The organism is Nocardiopsis protaetiae, assembly GCF_045446735.1.
In the GTDB taxonomy this organism is placed as follows: Bacteria; Actinomycetota; Actinomycetes; order Streptosporangiales; family Streptosporangiaceae; genus Nocardiopsis; species Nocardiopsis protaetiae.
On the sequence record NZ_JBJJBV010000012.1, the window covers coordinates 17166 to 42626 of the forward strand.

General features: G+C 74.2%; 26 protein-coding genes. 9 read left to right on the forward strand and 17 right to left on the reverse strand.

Annotation, left to right across the window (positions count from 1 at the left end; all coding sequences use genetic code 11):
* Window positions 1-24 precede the first annotated feature (24 nt).
* The gene (locus tag ACJOT3_RS03245; protein WP_406968572.1) at window positions 25-1446 is read right to left on the reverse strand and encodes a nitronate monooxygenase; all 1422 of its coding nucleotides are present in this window, start codon (window positions 1444-1446) and stop codon (window positions 25-27) included.
* A 309-nt stretch (window positions 1447-1755) separates the two neighbouring features.
* Between ACJOT3_RS03245 and ACJOT3_RS03250 the strand changes: the two genes are divergently transcribed.
* The gene (locus tag ACJOT3_RS03250; RefSeq protein ID WP_406968574.1) at window positions 1756-2601 is read left to right on the forward strand and encodes a glycosyltransferase family 2 protein; all 846 of its coding nucleotides are present in this window, start codon (window positions 1756-1758) and stop codon (window positions 2599-2601) included.
* On the opposite strand, the gene ACJOT3_RS03255 is transcribed toward ACJOT3_RS03250, so the two are convergent.
* The 13 genes from ACJOT3_RS03255 to ACJOT3_RS03315 form a co-directional block, all read right to left on the reverse strand.
* Window positions 2579-3463 (reverse strand): aminoglycoside phosphotransferase family protein, encoded by an 885-nt coding sequence (locus ACJOT3_RS03255; RefSeq protein WP_406968576.1) that lies wholly within the window; start codon window positions 3461-3463, stop codon window positions 2579-2581. The two genes, ACJOT3_RS03250 and ACJOT3_RS03255, sit on opposite strands and share 23 nt — an antisense overlap.
* A gap of 119 nt (window positions 3464-3582) precedes the next feature.
* Window positions 3583-4215: a histidine phosphatase family protein gene (locus tag ACJOT3_RS03260; RefSeq protein WP_406968635.1), complete on the reverse strand. Its 633-nt coding sequence runs from the start codon at window positions 4213-4215 to the stop codon at window positions 3583-3585.
* The gene (locus ACJOT3_RS03265; RefSeq protein ID WP_406968578.1) at window positions 4215-5327 is read right to left on the reverse strand and encodes an ABC transporter ATP-binding protein; all 1113 of its coding nucleotides are present in this window, start codon (window positions 5325-5327) and stop codon (window positions 4215-4217) included. The genes ACJOT3_RS03260 and ACJOT3_RS03265 overlap by 1 nt, the downstream gene beginning before the upstream one ends.
* Window positions 5328-5365: 38 nt before the next feature.
* Window positions 5366-7144 carry an ABC transporter permease gene (locus tag ACJOT3_RS03270; protein WP_406968580.1) on the reverse strand — a complete coding sequence of 593 codons (1779 nt, stop codon included), beginning with the start codon at window positions 7142-7144 and terminating at the stop codon, window positions 5366-5368.
* A gap of 43 nt (window positions 7145-7187) precedes the next feature.
* Window positions 7188-8354: an ABC transporter substrate-binding protein gene (locus ACJOT3_RS03275; RefSeq protein ID WP_406968582.1), complete on the reverse strand. Its 1167-nt coding sequence runs from the start codon at window positions 8352-8354 to the stop codon at window positions 7188-7190.
* Between the two features lie 85 nt (window positions 8355-8439).
* Window positions 8440-9267, reverse strand: a complete 828-nt coding sequence (locus ACJOT3_RS03280; protein WP_406968584.1) for a MurR/RpiR family transcriptional regulator — start codon at window positions 9265-9267, stop codon at window positions 8440-8442.
* A gap of 73 nt (window positions 9268-9340) precedes the next feature.
* Window positions 9341-10381, reverse strand: coding sequence for a phosphotransferase (locus ACJOT3_RS03285; RefSeq protein WP_406968589.1), 1041 nt, complete (start codon window positions 10379-10381; stop codon window positions 9341-9343).
* Window positions 10375-11043, reverse strand: a complete 669-nt coding sequence (locus tag ACJOT3_RS03290) for a hypothetical protein (protein ID WP_406968591.1) — start codon at window positions 11041-11043, stop codon at window positions 10375-10377. The genes ACJOT3_RS03285 and ACJOT3_RS03290 overlap by 7 nt, the downstream gene beginning before the upstream one ends.
* A gap of 386 nt (window positions 11044-11429) precedes the next feature.
* Window positions 11430-11771, reverse strand: a complete 342-nt coding sequence (locus ACJOT3_RS03295) for a hypothetical protein (protein WP_406968593.1) — start codon at window positions 11769-11771, stop codon at window positions 11430-11432.
* 4 nt (window positions 11772-11775) lie between these two features.
* Window positions 11776-12069: a hypothetical protein gene (locus ACJOT3_RS03300; protein ID WP_406968595.1), complete on the reverse strand. Its 294-nt coding sequence runs from the start codon at window positions 12067-12069 to the stop codon at window positions 11776-11778.
* A gap of 118 nt (window positions 12070-12187) precedes the next feature.
* Entirely contained in the window at window positions 12188-13390 is a 1203-nt protein-coding gene (locus tag ACJOT3_RS03305) for a GTP-binding protein (protein ID WP_406968597.1), read from the reverse strand.
* Between the two features lie 4 nt (window positions 13391-13394).
* A complete protein-coding gene (locus tag ACJOT3_RS03310; RefSeq protein WP_406968599.1) occupies window positions 13395-14132 on the reverse strand; it encodes a class I SAM-dependent methyltransferase in 738 nt (245 codons plus the stop codon).
* Between the two features lie 58 nt (window positions 14133-14190).
* Window positions 14191-15240, reverse strand: coding sequence for a GTP-binding protein (locus tag ACJOT3_RS03315; protein WP_406968601.1), 1050 nt, complete (start codon window positions 15238-15240; stop codon window positions 14191-14193).
* Window positions 15241-15504: 264 nt separating this feature from the next.
* Here ACJOT3_RS03315 and ACJOT3_RS03320 point away from each other — a divergent pair, with 264 nt between their 5' ends.
* From ACJOT3_RS03320 to ACJOT3_RS03330, 3 genes are read left to right on the forward strand one after another with little or no spacing between them, the layout of a single operon-like run.
* Complete coding sequence (locus ACJOT3_RS03320) at window positions 15505-15711, forward strand: hypothetical protein (protein ID WP_406968603.1); 207 nt, start codon at window positions 15505-15507, stop codon at window positions 15709-15711.
* On the forward strand, window positions 15695-16528 hold the full coding sequence (locus ACJOT3_RS03325) for a TIGR03769 domain-containing protein (protein ID WP_406968605.1): 834 nt from the start codon (window positions 15695-15697) through the stop codon (window positions 16526-16528). The genes ACJOT3_RS03320 and ACJOT3_RS03325 overlap by 17 nt, the downstream gene beginning before the upstream one ends.
* A 3-nt stretch (window positions 16529-16531) precedes the next feature.
* The gene (locus tag ACJOT3_RS03330; protein WP_406968607.1) at window positions 16532-16924 is read left to right on the forward strand and encodes a Fur family transcriptional regulator; all 393 of its coding nucleotides are present in this window, start codon (window positions 16532-16534) and stop codon (window positions 16922-16924) included.
* Window positions 16925-16940: 16 nt separating this feature from the next.
* On the opposite strand, the gene ACJOT3_RS03335 is transcribed toward ACJOT3_RS03330, so the two are convergent.
* On the reverse strand, window positions 16941-17867 hold the full coding sequence (locus ACJOT3_RS03335; protein WP_406968609.1) for an alpha/beta hydrolase: 927 nt from the start codon (window positions 17865-17867) through the stop codon (window positions 16941-16943).
* 59 nt (window positions 17868-17926) lie between these two features.
* Between ACJOT3_RS03335 and ACJOT3_RS03340 the strand changes: the two genes are divergently transcribed.
* Window positions 17927-18451 carry a helix-turn-helix domain-containing protein gene (locus tag ACJOT3_RS03340; protein WP_406968611.1) on the forward strand — a complete coding sequence of 175 codons (525 nt, stop codon included), beginning with the start codon at window positions 17927-17929 and terminating at the stop codon, window positions 18449-18451.
* Window positions 18452-18565: 114 nt separating this feature from the next.
* Here the strand turns inward: ACJOT3_RS03340 and ACJOT3_RS03345 are convergent, their stop codons facing one another.
* On the reverse strand, window positions 18566-19138 hold the full coding sequence (locus ACJOT3_RS03345) for a TetR/AcrR family transcriptional regulator (RefSeq protein ID WP_406968613.1): 573 nt from the start codon (window positions 19136-19138) through the stop codon (window positions 18566-18568).
* 83 nt (window positions 19139-19221) lie between these two features.
* Between ACJOT3_RS03345 and ACJOT3_RS03350 the strand changes: the two genes are divergently transcribed.
* Both ACJOT3_RS03350 and ACJOT3_RS03355 read left to right on the forward strand, forming a co-directional pair.
* On the forward strand, window positions 19222-20139 hold the full coding sequence (locus ACJOT3_RS03350; RefSeq protein WP_406968615.1) for an NADP-dependent oxidoreductase: 918 nt from the start codon (window positions 19222-19224) through the stop codon (window positions 20137-20139).
* Window positions 20136-21020: an oxidoreductase gene (locus ACJOT3_RS03355; protein ID WP_406968617.1), complete on the forward strand. Its 885-nt coding sequence runs from the start codon at window positions 20136-20138 to the stop codon at window positions 21018-21020. The genes ACJOT3_RS03350 and ACJOT3_RS03355 overlap by 4 nt, the downstream gene beginning before the upstream one ends.
* Before the next feature lie 383 nt (window positions 21021-21403).
* Here ACJOT3_RS03355 and ACJOT3_RS03360 read toward each other — a convergent pair whose 3' ends face one another.
* Complete coding sequence (locus ACJOT3_RS03360) at window positions 21404-22471, reverse strand: glycoside hydrolase family protein (RefSeq protein WP_406968619.1); 1068 nt, start codon at window positions 22469-22471, stop codon at window positions 21404-21406.
* A 209-nt stretch (window positions 22472-22680) separates the two neighbouring features.
* Here ACJOT3_RS03360 and ACJOT3_RS03365 point away from each other — a divergent pair, with 209 nt between their 5' ends.
* Window positions 22681-23760, forward strand: a complete 1080-nt coding sequence (locus ACJOT3_RS03365) for a LacI family DNA-binding transcriptional regulator (RefSeq protein ID WP_406968621.1) — start codon at window positions 22681-22683, stop codon at window positions 23758-23760.
* Window positions 23761-23831: 71 nt separating this feature from the next.
* The gene (locus tag ACJOT3_RS03370) at window positions 23832-25454 is read left to right on the forward strand and encodes an FAD-dependent oxidoreductase (protein ID WP_406968623.1); all 1623 of its coding nucleotides are present in this window, start codon (window positions 23832-23834) and stop codon (window positions 25452-25454) included.
* Window positions 25455-25461 lie beyond the last annotated feature (7 nt).

Below are 25461 nucleotides of genomic sequence, written 5' to 3' on the forward strand. Positions count from 1 at the left end.
TCCCCGGTGAGGCCCCCGCGGGCCTCACCCCTCCAGGAGGTACCGGACGGCGTCGGCGGCCGAGTAGTCGGTGCCCGCGCGGCGTACCAGCTCCGGGAGGAAGCCCAGGTCCTGGCCCAGGGTCACCAGCGGCGGCTCGACGTAGCCGTCGGGGCGGTGCTGGGCCAGGCCCACGTTGGCGGTGAGGGCGTTGCACAGGCAGCGGCGGTCGGCCGCGTCCCCGGCGTCGCCGCCCTTGCCGACGTAGGTGTCGACCGGCTCGGCGGGGCAGCGGTAGCCCACCGCGCCGTTCCCCTTGCGGAAGGGGGTGCGCAGGTACCCCAGGTCGCACAGCCGGGGCCGCCGCGTGTAGTCCTCCTGCTCGGACAGGGTTCCGGGCAGCCGCGCGACCTTGAACGGGAACCCGGTGGGCGAGGCCGCGGGGTCGTTGCGCACCGCGAGCCCGCCGGTGGCCCCCGCGTCCAGGAGCCGGTCCCGCAGCCCTGGGGCCAGCCCCGACTCCCGGGCGAGTGCGAAGACCGTCCCGACCTGCACACCCGCGGCCCCCTCGGCCCGGGCGGCGGCCAGGCCCCGCGGCGTGGCCCGGCCGCCCGCGAGCCAGAACGGGAGCCCGAGGGCGGCGACCTGCGCCGTGTCGATCCGGTCGCGCGTCCCGTACACCGGTTCGCCGTCCTCGCCGAGGGTCATCCTGCCCCGGGGCGGGGCGCTGTGGCCGCCGGCGGTGTGCGCCTCCAGCACGAACCCGTCGGGCCGGGTGGCCGGGGAGCGGTGCAGGTACCGGGCGAGCACCGCCGAGGAGATGATCGCCAGCAGGCGCGGCCGGCGCAGCGGGGCGCCGTCGGCGCCGGCGAACCCGGCCGGGTCGAAGGCCACGGTGTGCCGTTCTTCCGAGCCCTCCACGGCGACCGTCAGCCGGGTCGCCGCGTGTGCGCTCAGGGCGTCGAGCACCCCCGGTATCTCGCCGGGGATGCCCGCCCCCACCAGGACGTGGTCGACCCCGGCGAGCATCGCCCCGTAGGCGGCGGGCTGGGTGGCGAGCTGGATCTTCTCCATGTAGTTGATGCCGACGGGTCCGCCGTGCCCCTCCTTGGCGAGCCACACCTCGGCGAAGTTGCCCGCGACCGTGAGTTCGTCGCGCATCCGGTGGGGGCGCAGGCCGAGCCGGGGCACCGGCCGGAAGGGCCGCCCGGCCGGGATCCCGCCGGGGACGAGGTAGCGCGCGAGGATCCGGGCGACCACCTCCTGGTCGGGGAAGTGGGCGAGCGCCCGGCGCATGTGGCCGCCCGGGTCGCCGCGCTGGAGGCGGCGGGCGAGCTGGGCGTCGAGGGCGACCCCGGACACCACGCCGAGCTGCCCCGTCCGGGCGACGGCCCGAGCCAGCCGCCACCCGGACACCCCGACCCCCATCCCGCCCTGGATGACGGAGGGAAGAGCGGAGTCGGACATGGTGCTCCCGTTCGGCGGCGGTCCCGGCCCTCGGGCCGGGGCCGGTCGTGCGCGTGACCGGCGTGATCAGCATGGGCCCGGACCGCCGGGGAGACGAGGGGGCGAACGCCTCCGGCGCCGGTGCGGAAGGTCCCCTCCGATCGGGGCGGCGCGGATCCCGACGGCCGATGGAGCCGCGCCGGGGCCCGGACCGCACGTTCGGCCTGCGCGGTCACCCGGCGTTTCCCTCACGGTCACGGGGATCGCGCCGCACGTTGCCCTGCCTGAGGTCACATGGACTCGGACCGAAGGACCGAGGAAAGGACGACAGTGACCGACGTCGATATCCCGAGAAGGCGGCGCGGGAGGGTGGTGCTGGCGGTGGCTCCCGTACCGACGGTGTCCCTGGTCATCCCGGCGTACAACGAAGAGACGACCATCGAGCGGTGCCTGCTCGCCGTCCTGGCGCAGACGCGGGCCCCCTGGGAGACCATCGTGGTCGACAACCGCTCGACCGACGCCACGGCGGAGATCGTCCGGCGCGTGGCCGACGCCCACCCCGGCGCGGGCATCAGGCTGCTGCGCCAGTTCGACGTCCAGGGGCTGGTCCCCACCCGCAACGCCGGGTTCGCCGCGGCGACCGGCGACGTCCTCGGGCGCATCGACGCCGACTCCGTCCTGGCCCCGGACTGGGTGGAGAACGTGTCCCGGGCCATGGCCGACCCGACCGTCGGGGCCGTCACCGGCCCGGTCACCTACTACGACGTGCCCCGGTTCGGCTCCTGCCCGGTGTCCGACAACGCCGTGCGGCGCACGCTCTGGCACCTGGGCAGGCGGCGCTGCCCGTTCCTCTACGGCAGCAACATGGCGATCCGCGCCACGGCGTGGAAGTCGATCGAGCACGCGGCCTGCCCCGACCACGAGGACGTGCTGCACGAGGACATCGACCTGGCCGTGCACCTCAAGCAGACCGGCATCCGGGTCGCCTACGCCTCCCGGATGCGGGCGGGGGTGTCCGCCCGCCGCCTGGTGGACTCCTCCCCGGCGTCCTTCCGCGCGTACACCCACCGCTTCGACGCCACCTACGAGAGCCACGGCATCGACCACTGGACCCTCCGGGCGCCCCGCCACCTCCTCCAGGGGCTCTTCTGGGCTACCCGGCGAGGGCGGCGGTGATCTGCCGGGCGGTCTGCGCGGCGACGCGCGCGTCGACCGCGGCGTAGGAGGTGTAGGCGTTCAGGCCGGTCGCCAGGGTCCAGCCGCGGCCGCGCAGCCAGGTGGCGTCGTCCGCGCCCAGTGCCGCGCGGAAGACGGCCCGGCCGCCGGCCGACATCAGGGTGAAGGCGATCATCAGGTCGCGCGACGGATCGCCCACGCCGAGCCCGCCGAAGTCGATGACCGCGCTGAGGCGGCCGTCGACGGTCAGCAGGTTGCCGGTGTGGAAGTCGCCGTGGAACCACACCGGGGGCCGCCCCCAGGCGGGGGCGGCCAGCGCCGCGTCCCACAGCCCGGTCATGGCCACCGCGTCGAACACGTCCGCTGTTGCGGCGATGGCGGCGCGGGTCGCGCGGTCCCGGTCGGACAGCGGGTCGCCGGTGAGGTCGCCGCGGGTGCCCGCGGCCGGGACCGCCTCGGGCGCGAAGCGCTGGAGGGCGGTGAGGAACCCCGCGAGCCGGACGGCGGCGTCGGGGGAGTCGGCCAGTGCCTCCGCGGTCGCCGCCTCGCCCGCCAGCCACCGGGTCACCGCCCACGGCCACGGGTAGCCGAGGCCGGGCTCGCCCACCGCCACCGGTTCGGGCACGGCCAGCGGCAGGTGCGGGGCGAGCCGGGGCAGCCACTCGGCCTCCTTGTGCGCCTGCCCGACGGCCCCGGCGTGCCGGGGCAGTCGGACGGACAGCTCCGTGCCCAGCCGGTGGATCAGGTGGTCCGAGCCGCCGGGTTCCACCCGGGTCAGGGGCAGTCCGGCCCACCGGGGGAACTGCGCGTCGACCAGGCGCCGGACGAGGCCGCCGTCGACGGCGGGGCGGTCGGTTCCCACGGGCGCACTCCTGCGTTCGGCCCGCCCGGCGGTGGGCGGCGGTGGACACGGCGGACCGCCATCCCACCGCTTCGGAGCCCGTGTGTCGAAGGGTTTTCCCGCGGATGCCCGGGACGGTGTCAGTCCGGGGGGTCCAGGGGGGACAGGGCCGGGGCGTAGTTGAACAGGCGCAGCCGGGCCGCACCCGGTTCGGTGAGGGAGGCGGCCCCGGGGTCGACGTCGACGATGCTGAGGCTGGCGGGGTGGCTCGGCACCGTGCGCGCCGGATCGAGCCCGACCGCGGCCGTGAGCAGGGCCCGGGCCGGTCCGCCGTGGGTGACCGCCATGAGCAGGTCGTGGCCCCGGGCCGCGGCGTCGCGCACGGCGCCGTCGATCCCGGCGACCACCCGCTCGGTGAGCGTGCCGAAGCTCTCGGCCCCCGGCGGGTGGAAGCGCCCCGCGCGCCAGGCGGCGTACACGTCGCCGCCCTCCTCCCTGATCTCCGCCGAGTAGCGCCCCTCCCACCCGGCCAGGTACGCCTCGTTCAACCGGGGGTCGCACACGTCCGGGCGGACCCCCAGCACCTCGGCGGTCTCCCGTGTGCGGCGCAGACCCGAGGTGACGACGTACCCCGGCGCCAGGTACCCGACCGTCTCGGCCAGCGCGGCGACCTGCCGCCGCCCGGTGGCGGACAGCCCGATGTCCCGCTGCCCCTGGAGGCGCCGCTCCTCGTTCCACGCGGTCTCGCCGTGGCGGACCAGGACCAGCCGCATCACCGGGCCGCCCCGGCCGCCGGGCGCTCGTTGGTGGTGTCGAAGTACGCGTCCGCCCTCTCGGGCAGGCGCACCCCGAGACCGTCGCCGGGCCGCAGCTCCACCGGGGTGTCGCGGGACAGGTGCACCCGGGTTCCGTCGGCGAGGTCCGCGCCCACCACCCACCGGTCGGCCATCGGCACCTGGTCGGCGAACGTCGCCGGCAGGCACCCGGGGCCGCCCTCGGGGGCCGGTGCGAGCGAACCCGCCCGGTACATCGCCTGGACGGCCGTGCCCTCGGCGGCGGCGGGGGCGGCCCCGCAGTCGACGCCGTACGCCCGCAGCCGCCCGCCCTCGACCCGGCACCGGATGATGTTGGCCGGGGGAGTGCCGATGAACGTCGCGGCGAACGGCGTGCGCGGCTCCTCCAGCAGCTCCCGCGGCGTGCCGAACTGCTCGATCCGCCCGTCCTTCATGAGCGCGATGTGCGTGGCCATGGTCATCGCCTCCACCTGGTCGTGGGTCACGTAGACACTGGTCGCGCCGGTGGAGCGGTGGATGCGCATCAGCTCACCGCGGGTCTCCACCCGCAGCCGCGCGTCCAGGTTGGACAGCGGCTCGTCGAAGAGCAGCACCCGCGGCTGCGGCGCGATCATCCGGGCGATCGCCACCCGCTGCTGCTGCTGGCCGCCGCTGATCTCCCCCGGGTAGCGGTCGGCGAGCTCGGAGATCACCAGCATCGACAGCACCCGCTCGACGCGGGACCGCCGCTCGGCCCGCGGCCACCTGGCCACGACCAGCGGCCATTCGATGTTCTGCCGCACCGTCTTGTGCGGCCACAGCGCGTACGACTGGAAGACCAGCCCGGCCTCGCGTTCGCTGGGGGCGACGACCGTGGTGCCGTCCCCCCGGGCGATGACGCGGTCCCCGAACCGGATCTCGCCCCCGGTCGGGTCCTCCAGCCCCGCGAGCATCCGCAGGGTCGTCGTCTTGCCGCACCCGGAGGGGCCGAGCAGGACGAGGAAGGAACCCGCGGGCACGTCGATCGAGATGCCGCCGACGGCCGTGGTGCGGCCGAAGTCCTTGCGCAGGTCGGTGATGGTCAGGGAGGCCGCGGGTGCTCCGGAGCGCATGCCGGTCCTTTCCGCCCCTCGGGGGCCCGTCGTGGAGGTCATGAGTTCGGGTTCCAGGGTTGGGAGGCGCCTTCGAGGCGCCGGGCGATGACGGTCGCCCCGACCGAGATCACCGCGATGACGACGGTGACCGCGTTGGCGAGCTGGGTGAAGTTCTCCGAGGAGTACTGGTAGGTGAGGACGGCCAGGACCGGCATCGCCGGGGTCGCCAGCAGCACGACCAGGGACAGGTCGCGCACCATCTGCACGAACACCAGCACCCCGCCGGTGAACAGGCCGCGGGCGGTCAGCGGCGCGATGACGGCGCCGATCCGGCGCAGCAGCCCGGCCCCGGCCATCACCGCCGACTCCTCCACGTCCCGCGACACCTGGCTCAGGGCCGCGGTGCCCGACCGGACGGAGAACGGGATGGTCGACGCGATCCCGGCCAGCACGAGGATCGCGAACGTCCCGTACAGGCTCGGGATCGGGCCGATGGGCGCCCCGAACTGCGCGATGAACGCGGCGCCCAGCGCGATGCCCGGGATCAGGTAGGGCACGAACGAGACCACGCCCAGGGTCCCCGGCAGCCACCGCGGACCGGTGGACCGGGTGATGACATAGGAGATCAGCAGGCCCAGCACGCCAGCGCCGACCGCCACGCACACCCCGAGCAGCACCGTGTTCCACGTGGCCTGGAGGATCATCGGGTTGTTCAGGATGCCCCGCTGCCCCTGGGCGAACGCGGGGTCGGAGCCGCCGACCCAGTAGTGCAGGGTCAGCCCGGACGCGAAGTCGTTGGTGCGGCGGGTCAGCGAGCTCAGCACGAGCACCAGCCCGGGGACGACCGTGGTGCAGGTGACCAGCAGCCACGCGGCCCCGGCCACCGGCCGCCCCCACCGGCCCAGGTCCACGGCCCGGCGGCGGCCGCCCTTGCCGGTGATCGTCGCGAAGCCGCGCCGCCCCCCGGTGAGCCGCGTCGAGGCGTACATGATCATCGCGGCCACCACGATGAGCACGATCGACAGCACGTAGCCGCGGGCGACGTCACCGGTGGAGATCGCCCCGTACAACCGGGTCGAGAGCGTGTGGAACCGGACCGGCAGGCCCAGCAGGGCGGGCGTGACGAAGTTGGACACCCCCGCGGCGAAGGCCAGCAGCGCGCCGGAGACGATCGCCGGCGCCACGACCGGCAGCGCGATGTCGCGGGCCACGCGCAGCGTGGAGGCGCCCGTCAGCTCGGCGGCCTCCATGAGGTCCCCGTTGACGCTCGCCAGGGCGGCGGCGACGATCATGAACGACAGGGAGAAGTAGTGGGCCGTCAGGGTCGCCGAGATCGGCACGGGACCCCAGGCCAGCCAGTCGGGGACGGCGAGCCCCAGGTTCACGAGGATCCCGGTGGAGCCGCCGATCAGGTCGTTGCGGAAGACCGAGTCCCAGGCCAGCGCCAGGGCGAAGCTCGGCAGCGCGAACGGGATCGTCGCCAGCAGCCCGAGGATCCCCCGCCCGGGGACGCGGGTCATCACGACCACCCAGGCGAGGAACCCGCCGATCACCGTGGAGCCGACCGCGGTGGCCACCCCCACGATGATCGAGTTGCCCATCGGCCGCCACAAGAGGTTCTCCGACATCGGGCTGGCGAAGACGTCCGCCCACGCCCGGCTGTTGCCCTCCATCAGGGTCGTGTTGACCAGCCCGGCGAGCGGGGCGATCACGAGGGCGGCGAGGATGAGCAGGGTGCAGGCCCCCAGCGCCGTGGTCGGCCGCCGCAGGGCGGTCCGGGTGCGGGCCAGGGTGCCGCCGACCGTGGTGCGGCGGGGCGGGGGTGCCGTCGGCATGGCGTCCTTTCACCGGAGGGTGCGGGGATGTGGACCGGTGGGACTACAGGGTCAGCAGGAAGTCGGCCACGCCGTCGCGGATCCGTGCCGTCTCCTCCGGGACGATGTCCCAGGCCCCGAGCTCGTCGAGGGAGACCGCGTTGTCGGGCGCCAGCATGTCGATGCGCACCGGGTAGTCGCCCGGGACGTAGAAGGGCTCGTAGGCGGGACCGCCGGTCGTCGAGTCGTCGCCCATGAGGAAGTCCGCGGCCAGGCGGGCGGCGGCCGGGTTCTCCGAGCCGTTCACCAGGCCGATGTAGGCGGGGAAGGTGATGCCGGGCGAGGGGACGGTCCCCAGGGAGGCCTGGAGCGCCCAGCCCTCCTCGTCGTTGTCGCGGCGGTCGGAGTAGGAGGTGATGCCGACCGGCGGGTCGTCCTGGCCGATCGCGCCCACCGCCTGGTTGACGTTGTCGGTGTCGTCGACCAGGACCAGGCCGTTGGCGTAGAGGTCCTTGATGAACTGCTGCCCGGCGTTCTCGACGTCCTCGTCCAGGACGATCCCGGAGCCGAAGTTGTCCTCGTACGCCTGCGCCATCTCGTCGGAGCGCCGGACGATCTCCGCCATGAGGTCGAGGTAGTCGCCGCGCACGCCCGGGTCGACCATGACGACCCTGCCGTTCCACTCCTCCTCGGTGAGCTGCCACAGGTTCTCGATCGGGGTGCCGTTGGGGTGGGCCTCCTCGTTGTACATGAGGATCTTGGTGGAGAGCCGGTTGGCCAGCAGCGGCTCCCGGTACGCCTCGGGGACGCTGTCGGCGACGCGCGGCGGCACGTAGTTCTGGAGGATGCCGCCCGCGACGAGCTCGGTGATGACCACCGGGGCGTCGGAGATGTAGACGACGTCCGCCGACGGGGTCCCGGCCTGCGACTCCGAGCGCAGCCGGGTGATCTGCTCGGAGGAGGAGATGTCGTGGGCGACCATGTCGATCCCGGGGTAGCGGGCCTCGAACGCCTCCTCGACGGAGGCGATGCGGGAGGTGAAGGAGTAGACGGTGACCGTGCCCTCCTCCATGGCCAGTTCCATGAGCTCGTCGGGGGTGGCGGAGTCGAGTTCGTGGGCTCCGGCGGCCGTGCCCGCGGCGGGGGCCTGCGGTGTGCCGCCGCCGCAGGCGGCCAGGGCCGCGGCGAGGGGCAGGACGGCGGAGGCGGAGAGCATTCCTGACAAGCGCATGACGGTTCCTTGGATGTCGTTCTCGCGCTGGTGGGGGGATGGGGGGACGGGCCCGTCCGTCACGCGGGGCTTGCGGCCGATGCCGTCAGTCGAAGTCCGCGAGCAGGCCGTCCAGTCGATCGAGTGCGGGGAGCACGGCGTCCGGGTGCCGCCGGGCGATGGTGAGCACGATGGCGTTCGCGATCAGCATCGGCACGCTCAGGGAGGAGAAGCCCTCCTGGTGCCCGCGCGGGGCGGACAGCACGGTGGTCGGAGCCGGGTCGAGGGTGTGCAGGGTGTCCGTGATGAGGACGGAGCGGGCGCCCACGGAGGTCGCGTGGGCGTAGAGGTCCGTGAGGTTGCGCGGGGCGCGGCGGAAGGCGAAGGACACGACGGCGTCGGACGCCGACATCGCCAGGATGCGCTCGGCGACGTCGCGGCCGGGGCCGGTGAGGTTGACCGGGTGCATCCCGAACCGGCGCAGCCGGCCGTCGAGGAGCTCGGCCAGGATCCCCGAGTTGCCCCGCGCGAACAGGTAGACCGTCCGCGCGCCGGCGAGGAGGTCGGCGACCTCGTCGAGCTGCGACTGCTCCACGTGTCCGACGACCGCTGCCAGGGAGTCCATCTCGGTGGCCAGGAGCGTGTCCAGGACGCGGCCCTGGCCGCGGAGCTCTTCCCGGAAGCGGTCCCCGGCCCCGTTGAGGCGGTCCTCGCGGTCCTTGCGCAGATCGTCCCGGAGATCCGGGTAGCCCTGGTATCCCAGCCGCTGCGCCAGGCGGGTGGCGGCGGCCGCGTGGACTCCCGCGCGCTGGGCGACGTCGCCGCCCCGCCAGAACGGAGCCTGCGCCGGGTGGGCGAGGATCTCGTCGAGGAGTACGCGATCGGACCTGGTCAGTCGGTCGCGGTACTCGTTCACGCGCTCGGGGAAGGACATGGCGGTCACGCTACAGCAAGATTAATTGCAGCAATAGACCCATGTGCAATTTTGCTTGCACTTCATCGGCCCGTCACCTCCCGGACGGGCTCGTCCACCCCGGTCGCCGCTCGGCGGCGTACAGCGCCAGCAGGCCCTTCCAGGTGTTCTGCGAGCTCCTGCGCGCGGCGTGCGCCGTGGCCGCCCGCCCCGCGGCCAGGTCGACCAGGGTGGCCGTGAACAGGTAGCGGTCCGCCTCCGCCGGTACGCCCAGGCCGTGCAGCTCGCGGCGCCAGGTGTCCCAGGTCAGGGTGCCCAGCCACCCCCGCCCCAGGAAGGCCTCCCGGAAGGTGTCCGTCGGCCTGCGCAGCCGTGTGTCCGCGCCCGGGACGGCACGCGCGTAGTGGTTGAGGAACACCAGGGTCTCGGCCAGCGGCGGCCCCTGGGCGAGCGACCCCTCCCAGTCGACCACCCGTACCCGTCCCCGGTGGACGAAGCAGTTGCTCGGCCCCAGGTCCCCGTGCAGCGGCCGTACCGGGACCGGCACGGGTCCGAAGCGGGCGCCCTCCGCGGCCACCCACTCCGCCAGCTCCGCCGATCCGGGGGCGTCGGCGGGCAGGGCCCGCGCCAGCCGCTCGGCCACCGTCCCCGGTTCGACGGTCACCGTGTCCCCGGAGCCGGAGCCGGGGCCGGGACCGGAGCCCCGGAAGGCCGCGAGCCAGGACAGCAGCCCGGCATGGTCGCGGGCGCTGCGGCGCCCGCCGTGCCGGAGCCTGCGGCGCAGGAGCACGTTGAGCGGCACGCCCGGAACGGCCGTCTGGGCCAGGGCCACCGAGCCGCCGCACGCGTACACCCCCAGCGGGGCGGGCGCGAGCCCCGCCATGGCCGGGGTCGCCGCGACCCGGCGCAGCGCCTCGTGCTCCCGGTACAGGCGCGGTTTGTAGTCGTCGTTGGTGTCGACCTTGACCACCAGCGCGGGGACGCGCTCGCGCGGGGCGAACAGCGCGTAGACCGTGCGGCCCTCCCAGTAGCTGCCCAGCACCACGGCCCGGGGGCGGCCGAGTGCGGCGCCCACCCGCGGCGGTGCGGTGGCGGGAAGGCCGGTGCGCACGGACTCCAGGACGCGGTCTAGCACTGCGGCCCCCGCTCGCGCCGGGCGGTGAACAGCAGGTTCGGGAAGTACGCCCGGTCCAGGCCGGTGCGCGGCAGCAGGGAGAGCAGCCCGGCCAGGCGGGCCTGGTAGGGCCGGTGCGGCATGGAGGCCGAGGTGAGGAACCAGGTGCGCGCCCCGGTGTGGTCCAGCGGCACGAGGAAGCGCGGGTCGTGGAAACCGTGCCGGACCCCGTAGGCGCGGACGCCGCCGAAACCGGCCGCGCCCAGCAGGCGGCGGCCGCTCGCGGGGGTCTGCGCCCCGGTGCGCAGGGGGAAGCGGAACCGGGAGGCCGCGCCGACCAACAGGGTGGCCCCGGGGGCCGCCACCCGGGCGGCCTCGGCCGACAGGGGCGGCGCCCACCAGGCGGCGTCCGCGGTGGCAACGACCACGTGGTGCACGGAGCCGTCCTCCAGCGGCAGGTGTCCGGTGCGGGGGTCGGGGAGGGCGTTCACCGGCAGGGCCCCGCGCCGCCGCGCGCTGCGGACCAGGGAGTCATCATGGCCCGCGAACAGGATCCGCTGGTCGGCCTCCAGGTCCAGCAGGGTGACCAGGCAGCGGGGGCCGAACACCTTCGCGGGTCGGGCGGGCGTGTTCTGCGCCGGGTGCGGGGGAGCGGCCGGTGCAGCCGTGTCCGTGCTTTCCATCCTGGTCTCGCTTCGGTGAGGAGAAGGGTTCGGGCATGCGGAATGCATCCGGATTTCCCGGACCGGGATCCCGCCTTAAAGATCGCATAAAGATACACCTCTGCCCCCCATATAAAAAGCCCGTCGAGGCCGTGGCCTCGACGGGATTCCGGAGGGATGATGTGGTCGTACGTGCTGTTCAGGGTGCTTTCGGGGTGCCCGGGTGGGTTTGCCCCCCTCGTTTCCATGAAGATGTTCCCATGGAGATATCCGCGGGAAAAGGCCGCCGTTCGGTTTCCTGGGGGCCTGTTCGCCTCGCCGGTGGCGGGTTGTCCCGGTTCCGCCCGCGGGGAGAGCGGAAATGAGAAGATGAATTCTTTTTCATCTCGGTACCGGCCGGGATTCCCTTACCCGTCGGGCTTTCCAGGGCGCAGGGCCGGCGGGACCAGCGCCGCGGTGACGATCGCGCCCGCGAGCGGGCCCAGGGTGCCGACCGGGTCGCGGCGGGCCGCGTCGCAGGGGACGTCCAGCCCGAAGCCCGCGAGCAGCGCCGCGAGCACCGCGTCCGACATGGTCTTGGCCGCGGACCGGGCGGTCTCGTGCGTGTACGCCCCGAGCTGGAGGTACCAGGTGACACCGCCCGAGGTCTCGGTCAGCGCCGCCGGGGCGTGCGGATTGGGCAGGTAGTCGACCACTTCGAGGGTCAGCGGCACCGCGGGGACGGCTGGGGTTCCGGACGGGACGTACACGGGATCACCCGCCCCTCCCCAGGACCGCGACGGCCCGAACGCGTTCCACCATCTCCTCCACGGGGACGCCGGGCTCGGCGGTCATCCGGACGGTGATCGGCCGCGCGTCCACCCGGGCGCGGTAGCGCCAGTGCCATTCGCCGTCCGGGTGCCGCCACCCCTCCAGCACCTCGTGCGGGAAGAGCGGTTCGCGGCGGTGCACGCGGCTGTCCGGTTCCCGCCTCTCCGCCGGCGGGCCGCCGTAGGGGCCGTGGGCCGGGGCATTCGGTGCGGTCTGCTGTTCTTCACCCGTGGACATGGGGTGCTCCCCGTGGGAGTGGGGCCGGGCCGGCCCCGGTGAGGAATCGTCCCTGGATTCTAGGACCCGGTCCACCAAGGGGAGCTCAAGACCGGGGCGGCCGGCCCCCGCGCTCCGGTCAGGCGTGCGCGTGCAGGCCGTGGACGTCCCACTCCGGGAACGGGTCGGCCAGCGCGTCCCACGGGGAGGCCAGTTCGCCGTCGGTGAGCAGGCAGGCGCGCAGGGCCTCCTCCAGTTCCCGGCGGCGCAGCGCGGTGCCGATGAACACCAGTTCCTGGCGGGGCTCCACCGGCTCGGTGCCGGCCAGGTCCTCGGGGGCGTACCCCAGGGCGGCGCCGTCGGCGGGGTCCCACACCCCGGCCGGCTCGAAGCGGGCCACCGGCCCCGCCTGGGACCACAGGCCCGTGGTGCGGGCGCGGGTCGCCAGCCAGAAGAAGCCCTTGGTGCGCAGCACGGTGCCGTACCGCCCGTCCTCGAACCCGGAGGAGACCAGTTTCCACAGCCGGCCCGGGTGGAAGGGCCGGTCGGCGCGGAACACCAGGCTGGAGATCCCGTACTCCTCGGTCTCGGGGACGTGGTCGCCGTTGAGCTCGGCCACCCAGCCCGGGGCGCGGGAGGCGCGTTCGAGGTCGAACAGGTCCGCGCCGATCAGCTCGGCCGGGTCGACGCGCCCGTGGGCGATGCGCAGCACCCGGGCGAGCGGGTTGAGGCGCCGCACGGCGGCCTCCACCCGGTCGGCCTCCTCGGCGGTGACCAGGTCGGTCTTGGTGATGAGCAGGACGTCGGCGAACTCCACCTGGTCGACGAGCAGGTCGCTGACGGTGCGCTCGTCGTCCTCGTAGGCGTCCAGCCCGCGGTCGGTGAGGTCGTCGCCTCGGTGGAGTTCGGCGAGGAAGTTCGCGGCGTCGACCACCGACACCATGGTGTCCAGGCGGGCGCCCTCCAGCAGGGGGCGGCCGTCGGGTCCGGGGACGGCGAAGGTCGCGGCCACGGGCATGGGCTCGGAGATCCCGCTGGACTCGATGAGCAGGTGGTCGAACCGGCCCTGCGCGGCCAGCCGGGAGACCTCTTCGAGCAGGTCGTCGCGCAGGGTGCAGCAGATGCAGCCGTTGGTCATCTCCACCAGCCGCTCGTCGGTCCGCGACAGGTGCCCCTCGCCCCGGACCAGGTCGGCGTCGATGTTGATCTCGCTCATGTCGTTGACGATCACCGCCACGCGCCGGCCGTCCAGGTTGCGCAGCAGGTGGTTGAGCAGGGTGGTCTTGCCCGCGCCGAGGAAACCGGACAGTACGGTCACGGGCAGGTCGGTGGGTGCGCTCATGGGGTCAGTTCTCCCGGAGGATCTTGTACAGGCCCGCCTCGGCGGGGCCGTGGGGGACGACGCGCAGGCCGTGGGGCGCGGTCTCGGCGCGCAGCCCGGCCTCGGAGACGGTCCACCAGTCGTAGTGGACGTCGTCGGAGGAGACGACCCGGTCGCCCTCGCGGGTCTCGTAGGTCATGTGCCAGGTGAGGCGTTCGGGTCCGGCGGGCTCGGCGGCGGCCCATCCGACGTAGGTGCGTTCCCCCAGGGCGATCTCGGTCATCCGGGCCCGCACCACGGGTTCGGGTTCGGTGGGTGCGGGCAGGTTGGCCAGGACGAACGCGCCCAGGGCCAGGCGCGGGGCCAGGTCCTCCCAGAGGCGGTCGCGCTCGTGCGGGCCGAAGTGGCCGATGAGGTTGGCCATGAGCATGCCGCCGATGCGGTCGGGCAGGCGGGCGGACAGGAGGTCGTCGGTGTCCACGGTGACCCGGTTGCACAGGTCGGGGTCGTCGGCGACTCGGGAGAGCAGGACCGCGGCCAGGATGGGGGAGGGCTCCACGGCCAGGACCGGGGCGCCGGGCAGGGTGCGGGCGATCAGGCGGGTGCCGTGCCCGCCGCCCGCCCCCGCGTCCACGACGGGTCCGGAGTCCGGGGGCAGCGCGCGCAGCGCCTCGGCGACGGCGGCGCCGTGGTGGTCCCACCAGCCGGTGATCATGATGTCCAGGTAGCGGCCGGAGAGCCGATAGGGGTCGTCGTAGGTCACGGATGCCTTCCGGTCGGGATGCGCGAGAGCTGAATGAAAACGAAAATCGTTTTCGACTTTAGCGCCGCTCGTCGCCGCCGCCCTCCAGGAGGGGGCCGAAGGGGTCGTCGCACAGCGGGCCGTCCTTCTCCCAGGCGAGGACCTCCTCCTCGGTGAGCAGGCAGGAGTCCAGGAGCGCCAGCAGGTGCGCGGAGTCCGCCCCCAGGCCGGTGAAGGCGATGTGCTGGCAGCGGTCGCCGGTGCGCGGGTGCCAGTCGAAGGTCCCGGAGGGGCCGCGCAGGCTCGCCGCCAGGGGGCGGACCGACGCGGGCAGGGCGGCCAGCCAGGGGCCGCTGCGCTCGAAGGACACCGACGGCCCGACGGCCTCCCAGGCCAGCATCGTGTCGGGCATGCTCGCCAGCCACAGGCGGCCCCGGCTGCGCACCCCGGCCTCGGTCATCTCGTCCAGGGCCTCGTAGAACCTCTCCGGGTGCAGGGGGCGGAAGCGGCGCCACACCACGGTCACCGCGGGCTCCCCGGTGTGCGGCGGGACGGGAGGGAAGGCGGGGGTCAGGCGCAAGGCCGCCCCGACCCCGTCGAAGCGGCCGGAGAGGAGGGGCGCCAGATCGGCCGGGGCGGGGTCGGTGAGGATGCGTGCGGCGGGGTTGAGGTGGTTCAGCAGGGGGCCGCAGAGGCGGTCCCGGTGTCCGCTCCGGCCCGTCTCCACCAGGGCGAGGTGGTCGGCGTAGTCGATCTGGCGCAGGAGGACCTCCGCCACCGTGCGCGGATCGTCCGCCTCGCCGCGCAGGCCGCGCGCACGGGCCGTCTCGTCGCTCAGCAGGTCGCCCACGCACCGGCGGCCGTCCACCGCGGCGACCACCGCGGTGACGGCCGTGTGCGGGGAGGCGGCGGGGGCCGTGATCGTCTCGACGGCGACCGCCGGGTCGATCCCTCCCGGGACTTCCACGATCCGGGGCCTCCCGCTTCCGGTGGGGAGGGGGCGGGCGGGGTCGAAGCGAAGGACCGGGATCCCGGGCACGGCCTCCCGTAGCGCGCGGACCACGCTCCGGCGGGCGTTCTCGTGGATGCCGGACACGACCAGTGTGCGGGTGGGTCGACCGGTGGTCACGGATGTTCTCTCCTCGGCTGGTGGCGGGAGTCCCGTACGGACGGGAACGAGGGCGAAGGTGTTCGAGATCTCCCGGTCCGATGGGGTTCGTGCTTGCGAAAATGAAAACGGTTATCAATAATCTCCCACGTGGCCCCTTGTGTCCACCCCGTGCCCCCCGGCCCCGATCGAGGCCGTTTTCCCCCGAACCCGTGCGGCCCTCCCGCCGATCCCGCCCCCATGCGTCTTCTACGGACGGGCCGCCGCACCCCAAGGAGCAACGCCTTGAAAACCCGCCCCAGACCCTGGCTCGCCCCCGGGGCGGTCGCCGCGGCCCTCGTCCTCGGCGGCCTGGGAGCGATCCCGGCCCTCGCCGACGACGGCGCGGAGCGGACCGTCCTGGACCTGGGCCACGTCGACGTGGCCGCGGTCGTCACCGACGGCGCCTTCTCCATGCCGCCACGACGGCCCGCGCGTGCACCACGACCCTGACGACGTGATCGCCCACGACCGCGCCGCCCGACGCTCCACCGTCAGCCGGTACAACCAGGACTGGATCGACGAACCCGGCACGCCCTACTACACCGACCGGCAGTACAACGACGTCACCCGGGACCGCCCGTCCGTGGGCTGGGACGCCACCGGCCTGGGCGCGGATGAGGTGGCGGGCGATCCGACGTGGACGCTCACCGGTGTTCGCGGCCCGGGGCCGTTCGCGGTGTACGACAACGCCCAGGACCGCACCGTGCTGGGCGACTGGACCCGGGAGCCCGCCGACGGACACGTGCTGTGGACGGGCACCGCCTCGCAGTCGCCCACCTGGATGTTCACCGAGCCGGGGGTCTACTGCCTGGGATTCCGCTGGGACGCGGTGCTGGCGGACGGCACCCCGGTGGCGGCGGAGACCGAGCTGACCTACGTGCTCGACCACGGTGAGGCGGTCACCGACGTCGACGCCGTCGAACCCTGCGGCGCCGGAGGGGATCCCGATCCGAGCCCCGACCCGTCGCCCGACCCGTCCGGGCCCCCTTCCGACCTCGGCGACCTCGGCGACCCCGGCGACACGGGTGACCCGGGCACCGGCGGTGGCCCGGGCGGGGACGGCGCCGCCGGGGGCGACGCCGCCGACCGCGGGACGGGCGGCGGTGCGGACCGCTCGGGCACCGCCTCCGGCGGCGGCAAGCCCCTGCCCTTCACCGGACCCGCCCTGTTGTGGCTGGTGGCCGCCGGGATCCTCACCGCGGCGGTGGGCGCGGGCCTCGGCTTCGCGGCCGGTCGCCGCCTGGATACGGAGACGGAAGGGCCCTGACACATGGGTGGAGAGTCCAAGTACGACCACGAGGTGCTGGACACGCTGGCGAACGGGGAGCGGTTCCGCAGCTGCCAGGAGGTCCACGCACAGCTCGTGGAGTCGCGCAGCGGAGCGGAGCGCCCGCCGAGCCTGTCCACCGTCTACCGAACCCTGCACCGCCTGGCCCGCCAGGGGCGGATCGACACCATCCGGTCGGAGGAGGGCGAGCGGCTCTACCGGCGCTGCGCGACCGCGTCCCACCACCACCTGCTCTGCCGCGGCTGCGGCCGGGTGGAGGAGGTGCCGTACGTCTGGGAGCTGGGCCCGGTGCTCGACCGGGTCGGACACCTGACCGGGTTCGGGGCCCTGGCCCACTCCCTGGAGTTCTCGGGGGTCTGCGCCGACTGCGGCTGACAGCCGGGCCCCGGCCTCACCCGGCGGCGCGGGCCTCCCGGGAAGGCCCCGTGAGCCGGTCCGCCAGCCAGTCGGCCACCTGCGCCGGCACGTCGGCGTCGACCGGTCGGCGCAGCAGCCGCCGGTAGGAGCGGATCGAGGCGGGGCCGGGGTCGCGGCGGAGCAGGTGGGTCAGGTCGGGCGTCCGGTGGACCTCGACGTCGCCGCGGACCAGCGCGCGGACCACGTCCAGGTCCGCCGGGTCGACCTGGACGTCCTTGTCGCCGGTGATCGCCAGGACGGGGACGCGGATGCCGGCCAGGTCCGCCCTCGGGTCGTGGGCGAGCATCTCCCGCATCCACCGGGCGTTCACCGGCGCGCCGGCGACGCGCACGACGTCCCGTTCGGACGCCCTGATCCGGGCCAGCGCCCGGTTCGCCAGGGTGCGCAGCACGGGCCGCAGCGGGCCCAGCGGCAGGGTGCGGGAGGTCATGGCGGCCTGCCGGCGCAGGGCCTCCTCGCCCGGGCGCGCGAATCCGGCGAGCAGCACCACGGCCGCGGCCTTCTCCCGCGCCCCCAGGGACATGGCGTGGACGGCCCCCTCGCTGTGCCCGATCACGCCGACGGCGTCGGAGGCGATCCCGGGCCGCTCCGCCAGGGCGCGCAGGGCCGCGGCGGCGTCGTCCCTGTTGTCGGTGAACCCGGTCCTGAGCCAGTCGCCGGGAGTTTCCCCGACGCCGCGCCGGTCGTAGCGCAGCGTGGCGATGCCCCGCTCGGCGAGCGCGGCGGCCAGGGGCGGCCCGAGCTCCATGCGCACGCGCCCGGCGTTGGCGTCGCGGTCCAGCCTCCCGGAGCCGTGCAGCAGGAGGACGGCCGGATGGGGGCCGTCGCCCGTCGGAAGTGTCAGGGTCCCCGCCAGGGGGAGTCCGTTGCCCGCGGTGACCGTCATGTCGACGTCCGGCATGTTCCATCTCCCATTGTTCTCATGAATGAGAATGTTATTGAACATGATAACGTTGAGTCATGGCAACCACAGACGTCCTCCTGCACCCGGTGCGGATGCGGATCGTGCAGGCGCTGTTCGACTCCGACCCGCTGACCACCGCGCAGCTGCGCGACCGCCTCTCCGACATCCCGCCCGCGACCATGTACCGGCACATCGCCGTCCTGGTCGAGGCGGAGGTGCTGGAGGTGGTGCGGGAGAGGCGCGTACGCGGCGCCGTCGAGCGCTCCTACCGGGTACGCGCAGGCCGTCTGGAGATCGACGACGACGTCAGGGCGGCGATGACCGAGGACGACCACCGGCAGGCGTTCACCGCGTTCGCCGCCTCGCTGATGTCCGACTTCGACCGCTACCTCGCCCAGGAGGGCGCCGACCCCGTCCGGGACGGTGTCGTCTACCGGCAGGCGGCGACCTGGCTGACCGACGAGGAGTTCGCCGAGCTGACTCGGGAGGTCGAGGCGGCGGTCCTGTCGCGGGCCGGCCGCGGCCGGGGCGACGGTCGCAGGCGTCGGCTCATCAGCTTCGTGGTCGTACCCGACGCGTGAACGGTCCGCGGTGGCCGCGGCCCTGCCCGGGCGTCAGGGGTCGGTCGCGGTGGCTGGCCAGGTCCGCCCGGTGAGGCGGACGCCCCCGTCGACCATCCGGGAGCGGAGCTCCTCTCAGGAGAGCGACGAGAAGGTGGTCCGCACCTCGTCGAGGGCCTCCTGGAGTGTGTCCGAGAAGCTCGCGTCGGCCCCGGGGGCAGCCCAGCGCTCGTAGGCGATCTTGGAGGCGAGTGCCGCCACGTCCGCGGTGACGGCCGCGGCCAGCTCGGGAACACCGCGCCGCCGCAGTGCCGTGACCATGGCGGCGACGAGGCCGAGCTGCTTCAACGCCTCCCGCTCCTGGAGCTCGGGCGCGGCGGCGATGACCGCGGCCCGGCGGATGTTGAGCTCCCGGCGGTCGGCGGTGAACACCTCCCCGCCGATCCTCTCGAACGCGTACAGGACGGCGCTCAGCGCCCCGGCCTCCGCAGGCGCCTCCTCGATGCTCCGCACGAGCAGGTCCGAAAGCGTGTCGCCGCCGAAGAGCACCGCCCGCTTGTCCGGGAAGTGCCGGAAGAACGTGCTCTTGGTCAGTCCCGCACGTTCCGCGATGTCGACGACGGTCGTCCCGTCGTAGCCGCGTTCTTCGAAAAGTTCCAGCGCGGCCGCGACAAGGCGTTCCGCGCCACGGGGTTCCCAACGAGCCATGCGCCCATCCTACGGCACTTTGTCCCATCACCTCGTGTACAGTGACGGGACAAAGTCTCGTCACTGTGGACGGAGATCGACCGATGGGCAGAGCAGTGATCCACGACCGCTTCGGCGGTCCCGAAGTCCTCGAACTACGTGATGTGCACGAACCCCACGCGGGCCCGGGCCGGGTGCGGGTCCGCGTGTCCGCCGTCGGCCTGAACGCCATGGACCCACTGATCACGTCCGACGCGGCGGTGGCGGCCGGTTTCGGCGTCAGGGCGCCCGCCGGCTTCGGCACCGACTTCAGCGGGGTCGTCGACGAGGTCGGTGCCGGCGTGTCCGGCTACGCGGTCGGCGACCGCGTGTTCGGCGCGGCCCCGGGCCGGGCGGCCGCGGACCACCTCGTCCTCGACCCGGACCACGACGCCCTCTTCCGCACACCGGACGGAATCGGCGACGAGGTCGCCTGCACCCTCCCCGTCGCCGGACTCACCGCCACCGCCGCGCTCGCGGCGATCAAGCCCCGGCCCGGGGACACCGTGCTGATCGGCGGGGCCGCCGGAGGCGTCGGCGTCTTCGCCGTGCAGCTGGTCCGGCGCGCCGGCGCGGCGGTCATCGGCACGGCCTCCCCGGGCACCTTCGACTTCCTGCGCGGCCTGGGCGCCGAGCCCGTGGCCCACGGTCCCGGGCTCGCGGACCGGGTCCGGGAACTCGGCCCGCCCGCGGTGACCGCGGCCGCGGACCTCTTCGGGGTCGAAGCCGCGGAGGCCGCCCTCTCCCTCGGCGTGCCCCCCGAACGCATCTCCACGATCGCGGCGGGGCCCGACCCGGCCGGGGGCGTGCACGCCACGGGCGCCGGTGACGCGCACCCTTCGGACCTGCGGACCATCACCGACGCCATTCTCGAAGGAGAACTCACCGTGCCGGTCACCACCTATCCGATCGACCGGATCCGGGAGGCCGCGGCCCGGCAGGCCGAACGCCGGGTCCACGGCAAGATCGCGGTCGTCCTGTGAACGCGCGCATCCCGGACCAGAGGGGCCGGACGGCGATCATCACCGGCGGGGGCAGCGGCATCGGAGCCGCCGCGGCCGCCGCCCTGTCCGCGGCGGGCGCACGGGTCATCATCGCGGTCCGCGACCAGGACAGGGGCGCCGCTGCGGCGAAGTCCATGGACGGGCGGGTCGAGGTCCGGCACCTGGACCTCGCGTCCCTCACCTCGGTCCGGCGGTTCGCCGACGGCGTCGGCGAACCCGTCGACTACCTGGTCAACAACGCCGGGACCATGACCGGCTCCCTCCGGCACACCGCCGACGGGTTCGAGCTCCAGTTCGGGGTGAACCACCTCGGCCACTTCGCGCTGACGAACCTCCTGCTCCCCCGGATCGGCCGCCGTGTCGTCACCGTCTCCTCCAGCGGCCATGCGTCGGCGCACATCGACTTCGACGACCCGCAGTGGGAACACCGCCCCTACAGCCCGTTCGGCGCGTACGGTCAGTCCAAGCTCGCCAACCTGCTGTTCACCGCCGAGTTGCAGCGCCGCCTGCACGCCGCGGGGTCCACCGTGGCCGCCACCGCCGCCCACCCGGGCTGGGCCGCCACGGGCTTCACGATCACCACCGGGAACAGGGTGCTCGACCGGCTCACCGGGATCGGGACGCGCCTGTTCGCCCAGGGCCCGGAGGGCGGCGCCCGCCCGACCCTGATGGCGACCGTCGGAGACGTCCCCGGCGGCGGTTTCGCCGGGCCGAGCCGCTTCGGGGTCCGCGGCCCGGCCGCCCTGGTCGAGCCCTCACCGAACGCCACCGACCCCGAAGCCGCCCGCAGGCTCTGGAAGGTCTCCGAGACCCTCACCGGCACACGTTTCCCGTGGGACGGCGAGCGGGCCGAACCCTAGACGGCCGCCCCCTACGACCTTCCGCGGCGGGTCATGGTCCGGTCGGCCCTGGCCGCGGTCTCCGAAGGTCTGCTACTGGTGGGATGTGACGCGAACCGGGCGGTGGCCGCCCGTCCCGGGGGCGGCACGATCCGGGTCACGCCGCCGTGACGGTGCACGGTTCCCGTGCATTCCGGACACCCGGGGCCACCGGCGCACCACGGCCGGTGACCCCTCCATGGACCCCCGTCCTCTGCTCCGAAAGGAGGGAGGACGGGCCCGGCGCACACTCGTGGGGACGGGATGGCGCCGGGAAGGGGCCGCCGGCGTCTCTCTGTGGCCCGGCGGCCCCCTTGCGCTGTGTACGGCGGGACCGGGGGCGCCGGGAGTACGCCGATGGGCCGTCAGTCGGCGCGGGCGATGGCGATGGTCGCCCCCAGGCGGTGCCCCGCCTCGTAGAACATGTACTGCACGCCGCCGTCGGACCCGTAGGACGGCGCGGCCGAGCGCCCCGAGTCCGGGGGACCGGCCATCGGCGTGTGGACCACCCCCAGGTGGTCGCGCCGGGAGAAGTCCGCGCCCACCTCCGTCGCCCGGATGTCCCCGGCACCGGTGTGGTAGACGACCAGGGTGCGCCCGTTCCGGACCACCAGGTGCGGCCCGGACAGGTCGGACACGCCCACGTCGGAGTGCCGGACCAGCGGGTCGCGGGCGAAGTCGAAGGTGATGCCGTCCGCCGACCACCCCCATCCGATGTCGCGGTGGTTGTTCGTCCCGTTGCGCATGAACACCATGACGTAGCGCGTCCCGCGGTTCGGCAGCGGGTGGTCGAAGACCCGGGCGTAGGAGGCCTCGGTGGTGCCCGGGACCATCGCGGTGTTCAGCACCACGCCCTGGTAGGTGAAGTCGACCCCGTTGCGGGAGCGGGCCAGGCGGGTGGTGGTGTTCTCGCCGTGGAAGTACAGCCACATCTCGCGGTGCTCGGCGTTCCACAGCACGTGCGGCGAGGACACGTGGCTCACCGAGTAGTGCGGCGACCAGTTCCGGGACACGATCGGGTTGCCCGGGTGCTCGGTGAACGGCCCCTCCGGGCTGTTCGCGTAGGCCAGGCAGATCCCGCCCGGGGCGTCGTGGGGGGCGTAGTAGAGCAGGAAGCGGCCGGGGGCGTTGGACAGGCGGCCCACCGTCCCGCGCAGGCAGGGGAAGATCAGCTCCCCGGTGGGGTTGTAGGCCAGGTTCGCGGTGTCGAGCGCCCGGCGCACGAACCGGTACGTCGGCAGCACGTTCGCCGCCGCCGCCGCGGCGGGTGCGGGTGCGGGTGCGGGGGCAGGGACGGCGGAGGCGAGGGCCGCCGCCGGGGCGGCCCCGGCGAGCAGGGCCCCGGCGGCCAGCGTGCCGGTGCCCAGCAGGGCGGTCCGGCGGTCGATTCCGGGTGTCGGGGGGTGCGGGTCTCGGGGGTTCGGGTCGGACATCTCGGTTCCCTTCGAGCGGGGGGCGGGGGTGCACCGATGGCCACCGAGTCTCGACCGGCACCGATGCGCTGGTCAAGGTTCTAATACGTATTAACGAAACTCGACGGTCATCGGACGGAAATCCCCCCGCACCCCTTGACGAACCTCTGAGACGCGGCTCACAGTCATGGACTAATGCGCATTAGGGTGCCGTCTCAGAGGAGTGACCGGTGGAGAACACACGCCAGCCGTCGAGTGGCAGAGGGCGGCGCCGACCGCGCCAGTCCGACATCGCGCGGATGGCCGGCGTCTCCCAGACCACGGTCTCCCTCGTCCTGCGCGGCACCACCGTGGGCATGTCCCTGGCCCGGGAGACGCGGCAGCGGGTCCTGGACGCCGCCGAGCGGCTCGGGTACGTGCCCGACCCCGTCGCCACCCGCCTGGCCTCGGCCGCCAACGCCATGCTCGGCCTCTACACGTTCAGCACGACCTTCCCCACCGACGTGGCGCACTCCTACTACCCGATCCTGGTCGGGGTCGAGGAGGAGGCCGCCGCCCAGGGGCAGGACCTCATCCTGTTCACCGGCTCCTCCCGGGCCGGTGCCGGGGCGGACGACCCCGCCGCGGTGCGGCGGGTGCGGGTCGCCGACGGCTGCCTGTTCTTCGGCCGCCACGTGCCGGACGAACCGATCCGGCGGCTGGTGGAGGACGGCTTCCCGTTCGTCTACATCGGCCGCCGCAACGAACCGGACGTCCCCTACGTGGGCGCCGACTACGTCTCGGCCTCGGCCGAGGTCATGGCCCGGCTCGCCGCCGCCGGCCACCGCCACATCCGCTACCTGCGCGAACACGACCAGGCCCCGGCCTCGGCGGACCGGGAGGAGGGCGTGCTGCGCGGCGCCCGCGCCGCCGGTACCGGCACCGCCGACCTGGTGGTGCGCACCGACGGCGCCGACCCCGACGCCCTGCTGGCGGCCTGGCTGGCCGAGGGCGTCACGGCGGTCGTCGTCGAGCAGACCGACACCGGCGCCGCCCTGTCCGGGTTGGGCGCCGCCATCGAACGCGCCGGGCTGCGCTGCCCGCGGGACCTCTCCCTGGCCGTGCTCGGGGCGCCGGTCGGCGCCCGCGGCCGCGCGCCCGGGGGAGGGGCGGTGTTCAGCGGGTTCGACGTGCCGATGCGCGAGATGGGCCGCGACGCGGTCCGCCTGCTGCTGCGCCTGATCGCGGGCGAGGAGGGCGTGGAGACCCGGCGGCTGCTGCCCTGCGAACCGGTCGGGGGCGGCACCGTCGCCGCCCCGCGCCCGGAGTGATCCCCGTTCCCGCCGCACGAAAGGAGAAGGGCGCCGCCCCGCGACCCGGGGCACCGCGCCCGAGTACCCGTATGACCGAGAGCAGAACCGAGATCCTCGTCGTCGGCGCCGGACTGGGCGGTGTCGCCGCCGCCCTGGCCGCCGCCGACTCCGGCCGCCGGGTCGTCCTGACCGAGCCGACCGACTGGATCGGCGGGCAGCTCACCTCCCAGGCCGTCCCCCCGGACGAGAACCCCTGGATCGAGAAGTTCGGCGCCACCGCCTCCTACCGCCGCCTGCGCGAGGGCATCCGCGACCACTACCGCCGCGTCTACCCGCTGCGCGCCGAGGCCGCCGCCGCGCGCACCCTCAACCCGGGGGCGGGCCGGGTGAGCAAGCTCTGCCACGAGCCGCGCGTCGCCCTGGCGGTGCTGGAGGAGATGATCGCCCCGCACCGCTCGGCCGGGCGGATCACCGTCCTGGAACGCCACCGGCCGGTCGCGGCGCTCACCGACGGCGGCCGGGTCCTGGCCGTGACCCTGCGCGACGCCGAGGGCGGCGAACACACCGTGCACGCCGACTACGTCCTGGACGCCACCGAGGACGGCGACCTGCTCCCGCTGGCCGGGATCGACCACGTCACCGGCGCCGAGGCCCGCTCCGAGCACGGAGAGCCGCACGCCCCGGAGACCGCCGACCCCGCCAACCTCCAGGGCATCACGTACTGCTTCGCGGTCTCGCACCACGAGGGCGAGGACCACACCATCGACCGGCCGCGGATGTACGACTTCTGGCGGTCCTACCGGCCGGACTTCTGGCCCGGCCCGCTGCTGGGGTTCCAGGCCCCGGACCCGCGCACCCTGGAACCCGTCTCCCGCGGCTTCGTGCCCAACCCGGCCGCCGACCCCCTGGCGATCGACGCCGACCAGAGCGCCGACGCCGGGGACAAGGAGCTGTGGGGGTTCCGCCGCATCCTCGCCCGCGGGCTGCACCGGCCCGGCGCCTTCGACTCCGACATCACCCTCGCCAACTGGCCGCTCAACGACTACTGGCTCACCCCGGCCCTGGAGATCGAGGGGCTGGTGGACGCCGCCACCGTCCGCCGGGCCCACGAGGAGGCCCGCCAGCTGTCCCTGTCGGTCCTGTACTGGCTCCAGACCGAGGCCCCGCGCGCCGACGGCGGCACCGGCTTTCCCGGACTGCGGCCCCGCCCCGACGTCACCGGCGCCGAACTCGGCCTGGCCAAGGCCGCCTACGTGCGCGAGTCCCGGCGGATCAAGGCGGTCACCACGGTCACCGAGCACGACGTGTCCCTGGACGTCCGCGGCCCGCACGGCATCCTGCGCCGCCACGACTCGGTGGGCATCGGCAGCTACCGGATCGACCTGCACCCCTCCACCGGCGGCGACAACTACATCGACATCGCCAGCGTGCCCTTCGAGATCCCGCTGGGGGCGCTGCTGCCCCGGCAGGAGACCAACCTGCTGCCCGCCGCCAAGAACATCGGCACCACGCACATCACCAACGGCTGCTTCCGCCTGCACCCCGTCGAGTGGAACATCGGCGAGGCCGCCGGGCGGCTGGCCGCCTTCGCCCTGGACCACGGCACCACCCCGCACGCGGTGCACGCCAAGGACGAACTCCTGGAGCGCTTCACCGCCCTGCTGGACCGCACCGGCGTGGAACGCGGTTGGCCCGACGTCCGCGGCTACTGACCCTCCC

What these genes read in the sequence shown, in the direction of transcription:
- ACJOT3_RS03245 (WP_406968572.1), bottom strand. Translation starts at nt 1,446, where the DNA reads ATGTCCGACTCCGCTCTTCCCTCCGTCATCCAGGGCGGGATGGGGGTC.
- ACJOT3_RS03260 (WP_406968635.1), bottom strand. Translation starts at nt 4,215, where the DNA reads ATGCGGCTGGTCCTGGTCCGCCACGGCGAGACCGCGTGGAACGAGGAG.
- ACJOT3_RS03265 (WP_406968578.1), bottom strand. Translation starts at nt 5,327, where the DNA reads ATGCGCTCCGGAGCACCCGCGGCCTCCCTGACCATCACCGACCTGCGC.
- ACJOT3_RS03270 (WP_406968580.1), bottom strand. Translation starts at nt 7,144, where the DNA reads ATGCCGACGGCACCCCCGCCCCGCCGCACCACGGTCGGCGGCACCCTG.
- ACJOT3_RS03275 (WP_406968582.1), bottom strand. Translation starts at nt 8,354, where the DNA reads ATGCGCTTGTCAGGAATGCTCTCCGCCTCCGCCGTCCTGCCCCTCGCC.
- ACJOT3_RS03280 (WP_406968584.1), bottom strand. Translation starts at nt 9,267, where the DNA reads ATGTCCTTCCCCGAGCGCGTGAACGAGTACCGCGACCGACTGACCAGG.
- ACJOT3_RS03290 (WP_406968591.1), bottom strand. Translation starts at nt 11,043, where the DNA reads ATGGAAAGCACGGACACGGCTGCACCGGCCGCTCCCCCGCACCCGGCG.
- ACJOT3_RS03300 (WP_406968595.1), bottom strand. Translation starts at nt 12,069, where the DNA reads ATGTCCACGGGTGAAGAACAGCAGACCGCACCGAATGCCCCGGCCCAC.
- ACJOT3_RS03305 (WP_406968597.1), bottom strand. Translation starts at nt 13,390, where the DNA reads ATGAGCGCACCCACCGACCTGCCCGTGACCGTACTGTCCGGTTTCCTC.
- ACJOT3_RS03330 (WP_406968607.1), top strand. Translation starts at nt 16,532, where the DNA reads ATGGGTGGAGAGTCCAAGTACGACCACGAGGTGCTGGACACGCTGGCG.
- ACJOT3_RS03335 (WP_406968609.1), bottom strand. Translation starts at nt 17,867, where the DNA reads ATGCCGGACGTCGACATGACGGTCACCGCGGGCAACGGACTCCCCCTG.
- ACJOT3_RS03340 (WP_406968611.1), top strand. Translation starts at nt 17,927, where the DNA reads ATGGCAACCACAGACGTCCTCCTGCACCCGGTGCGGATGCGGATCGTG.
- ACJOT3_RS03345 (WP_406968613.1), bottom strand. Translation starts at nt 19,138, where the DNA reads ATGGCTCGTTGGGAACCCCGTGGCGCGGAACGCCTTGTCGCGGCCGCG.
- ACJOT3_RS03350 (WP_406968615.1), top strand. Translation starts at nt 19,222, where the DNA reads ATGGGCAGAGCAGTGATCCACGACCGCTTCGGCGGTCCCGAAGTCCTC.
- ACJOT3_RS03360 (WP_406968619.1), bottom strand. Translation starts at nt 22,471, where the DNA reads ATGTCCGACCCGAACCCCCGAGACCCGCACCCCCCGACACCCGGAATC.
- ACJOT3_RS03370 (WP_406968623.1), top strand. Translation starts at nt 23,832, where the DNA reads ATGACCGAGAGCAGAACCGAGATCCTCGTCGTCGGCGCCGGACTGGGC.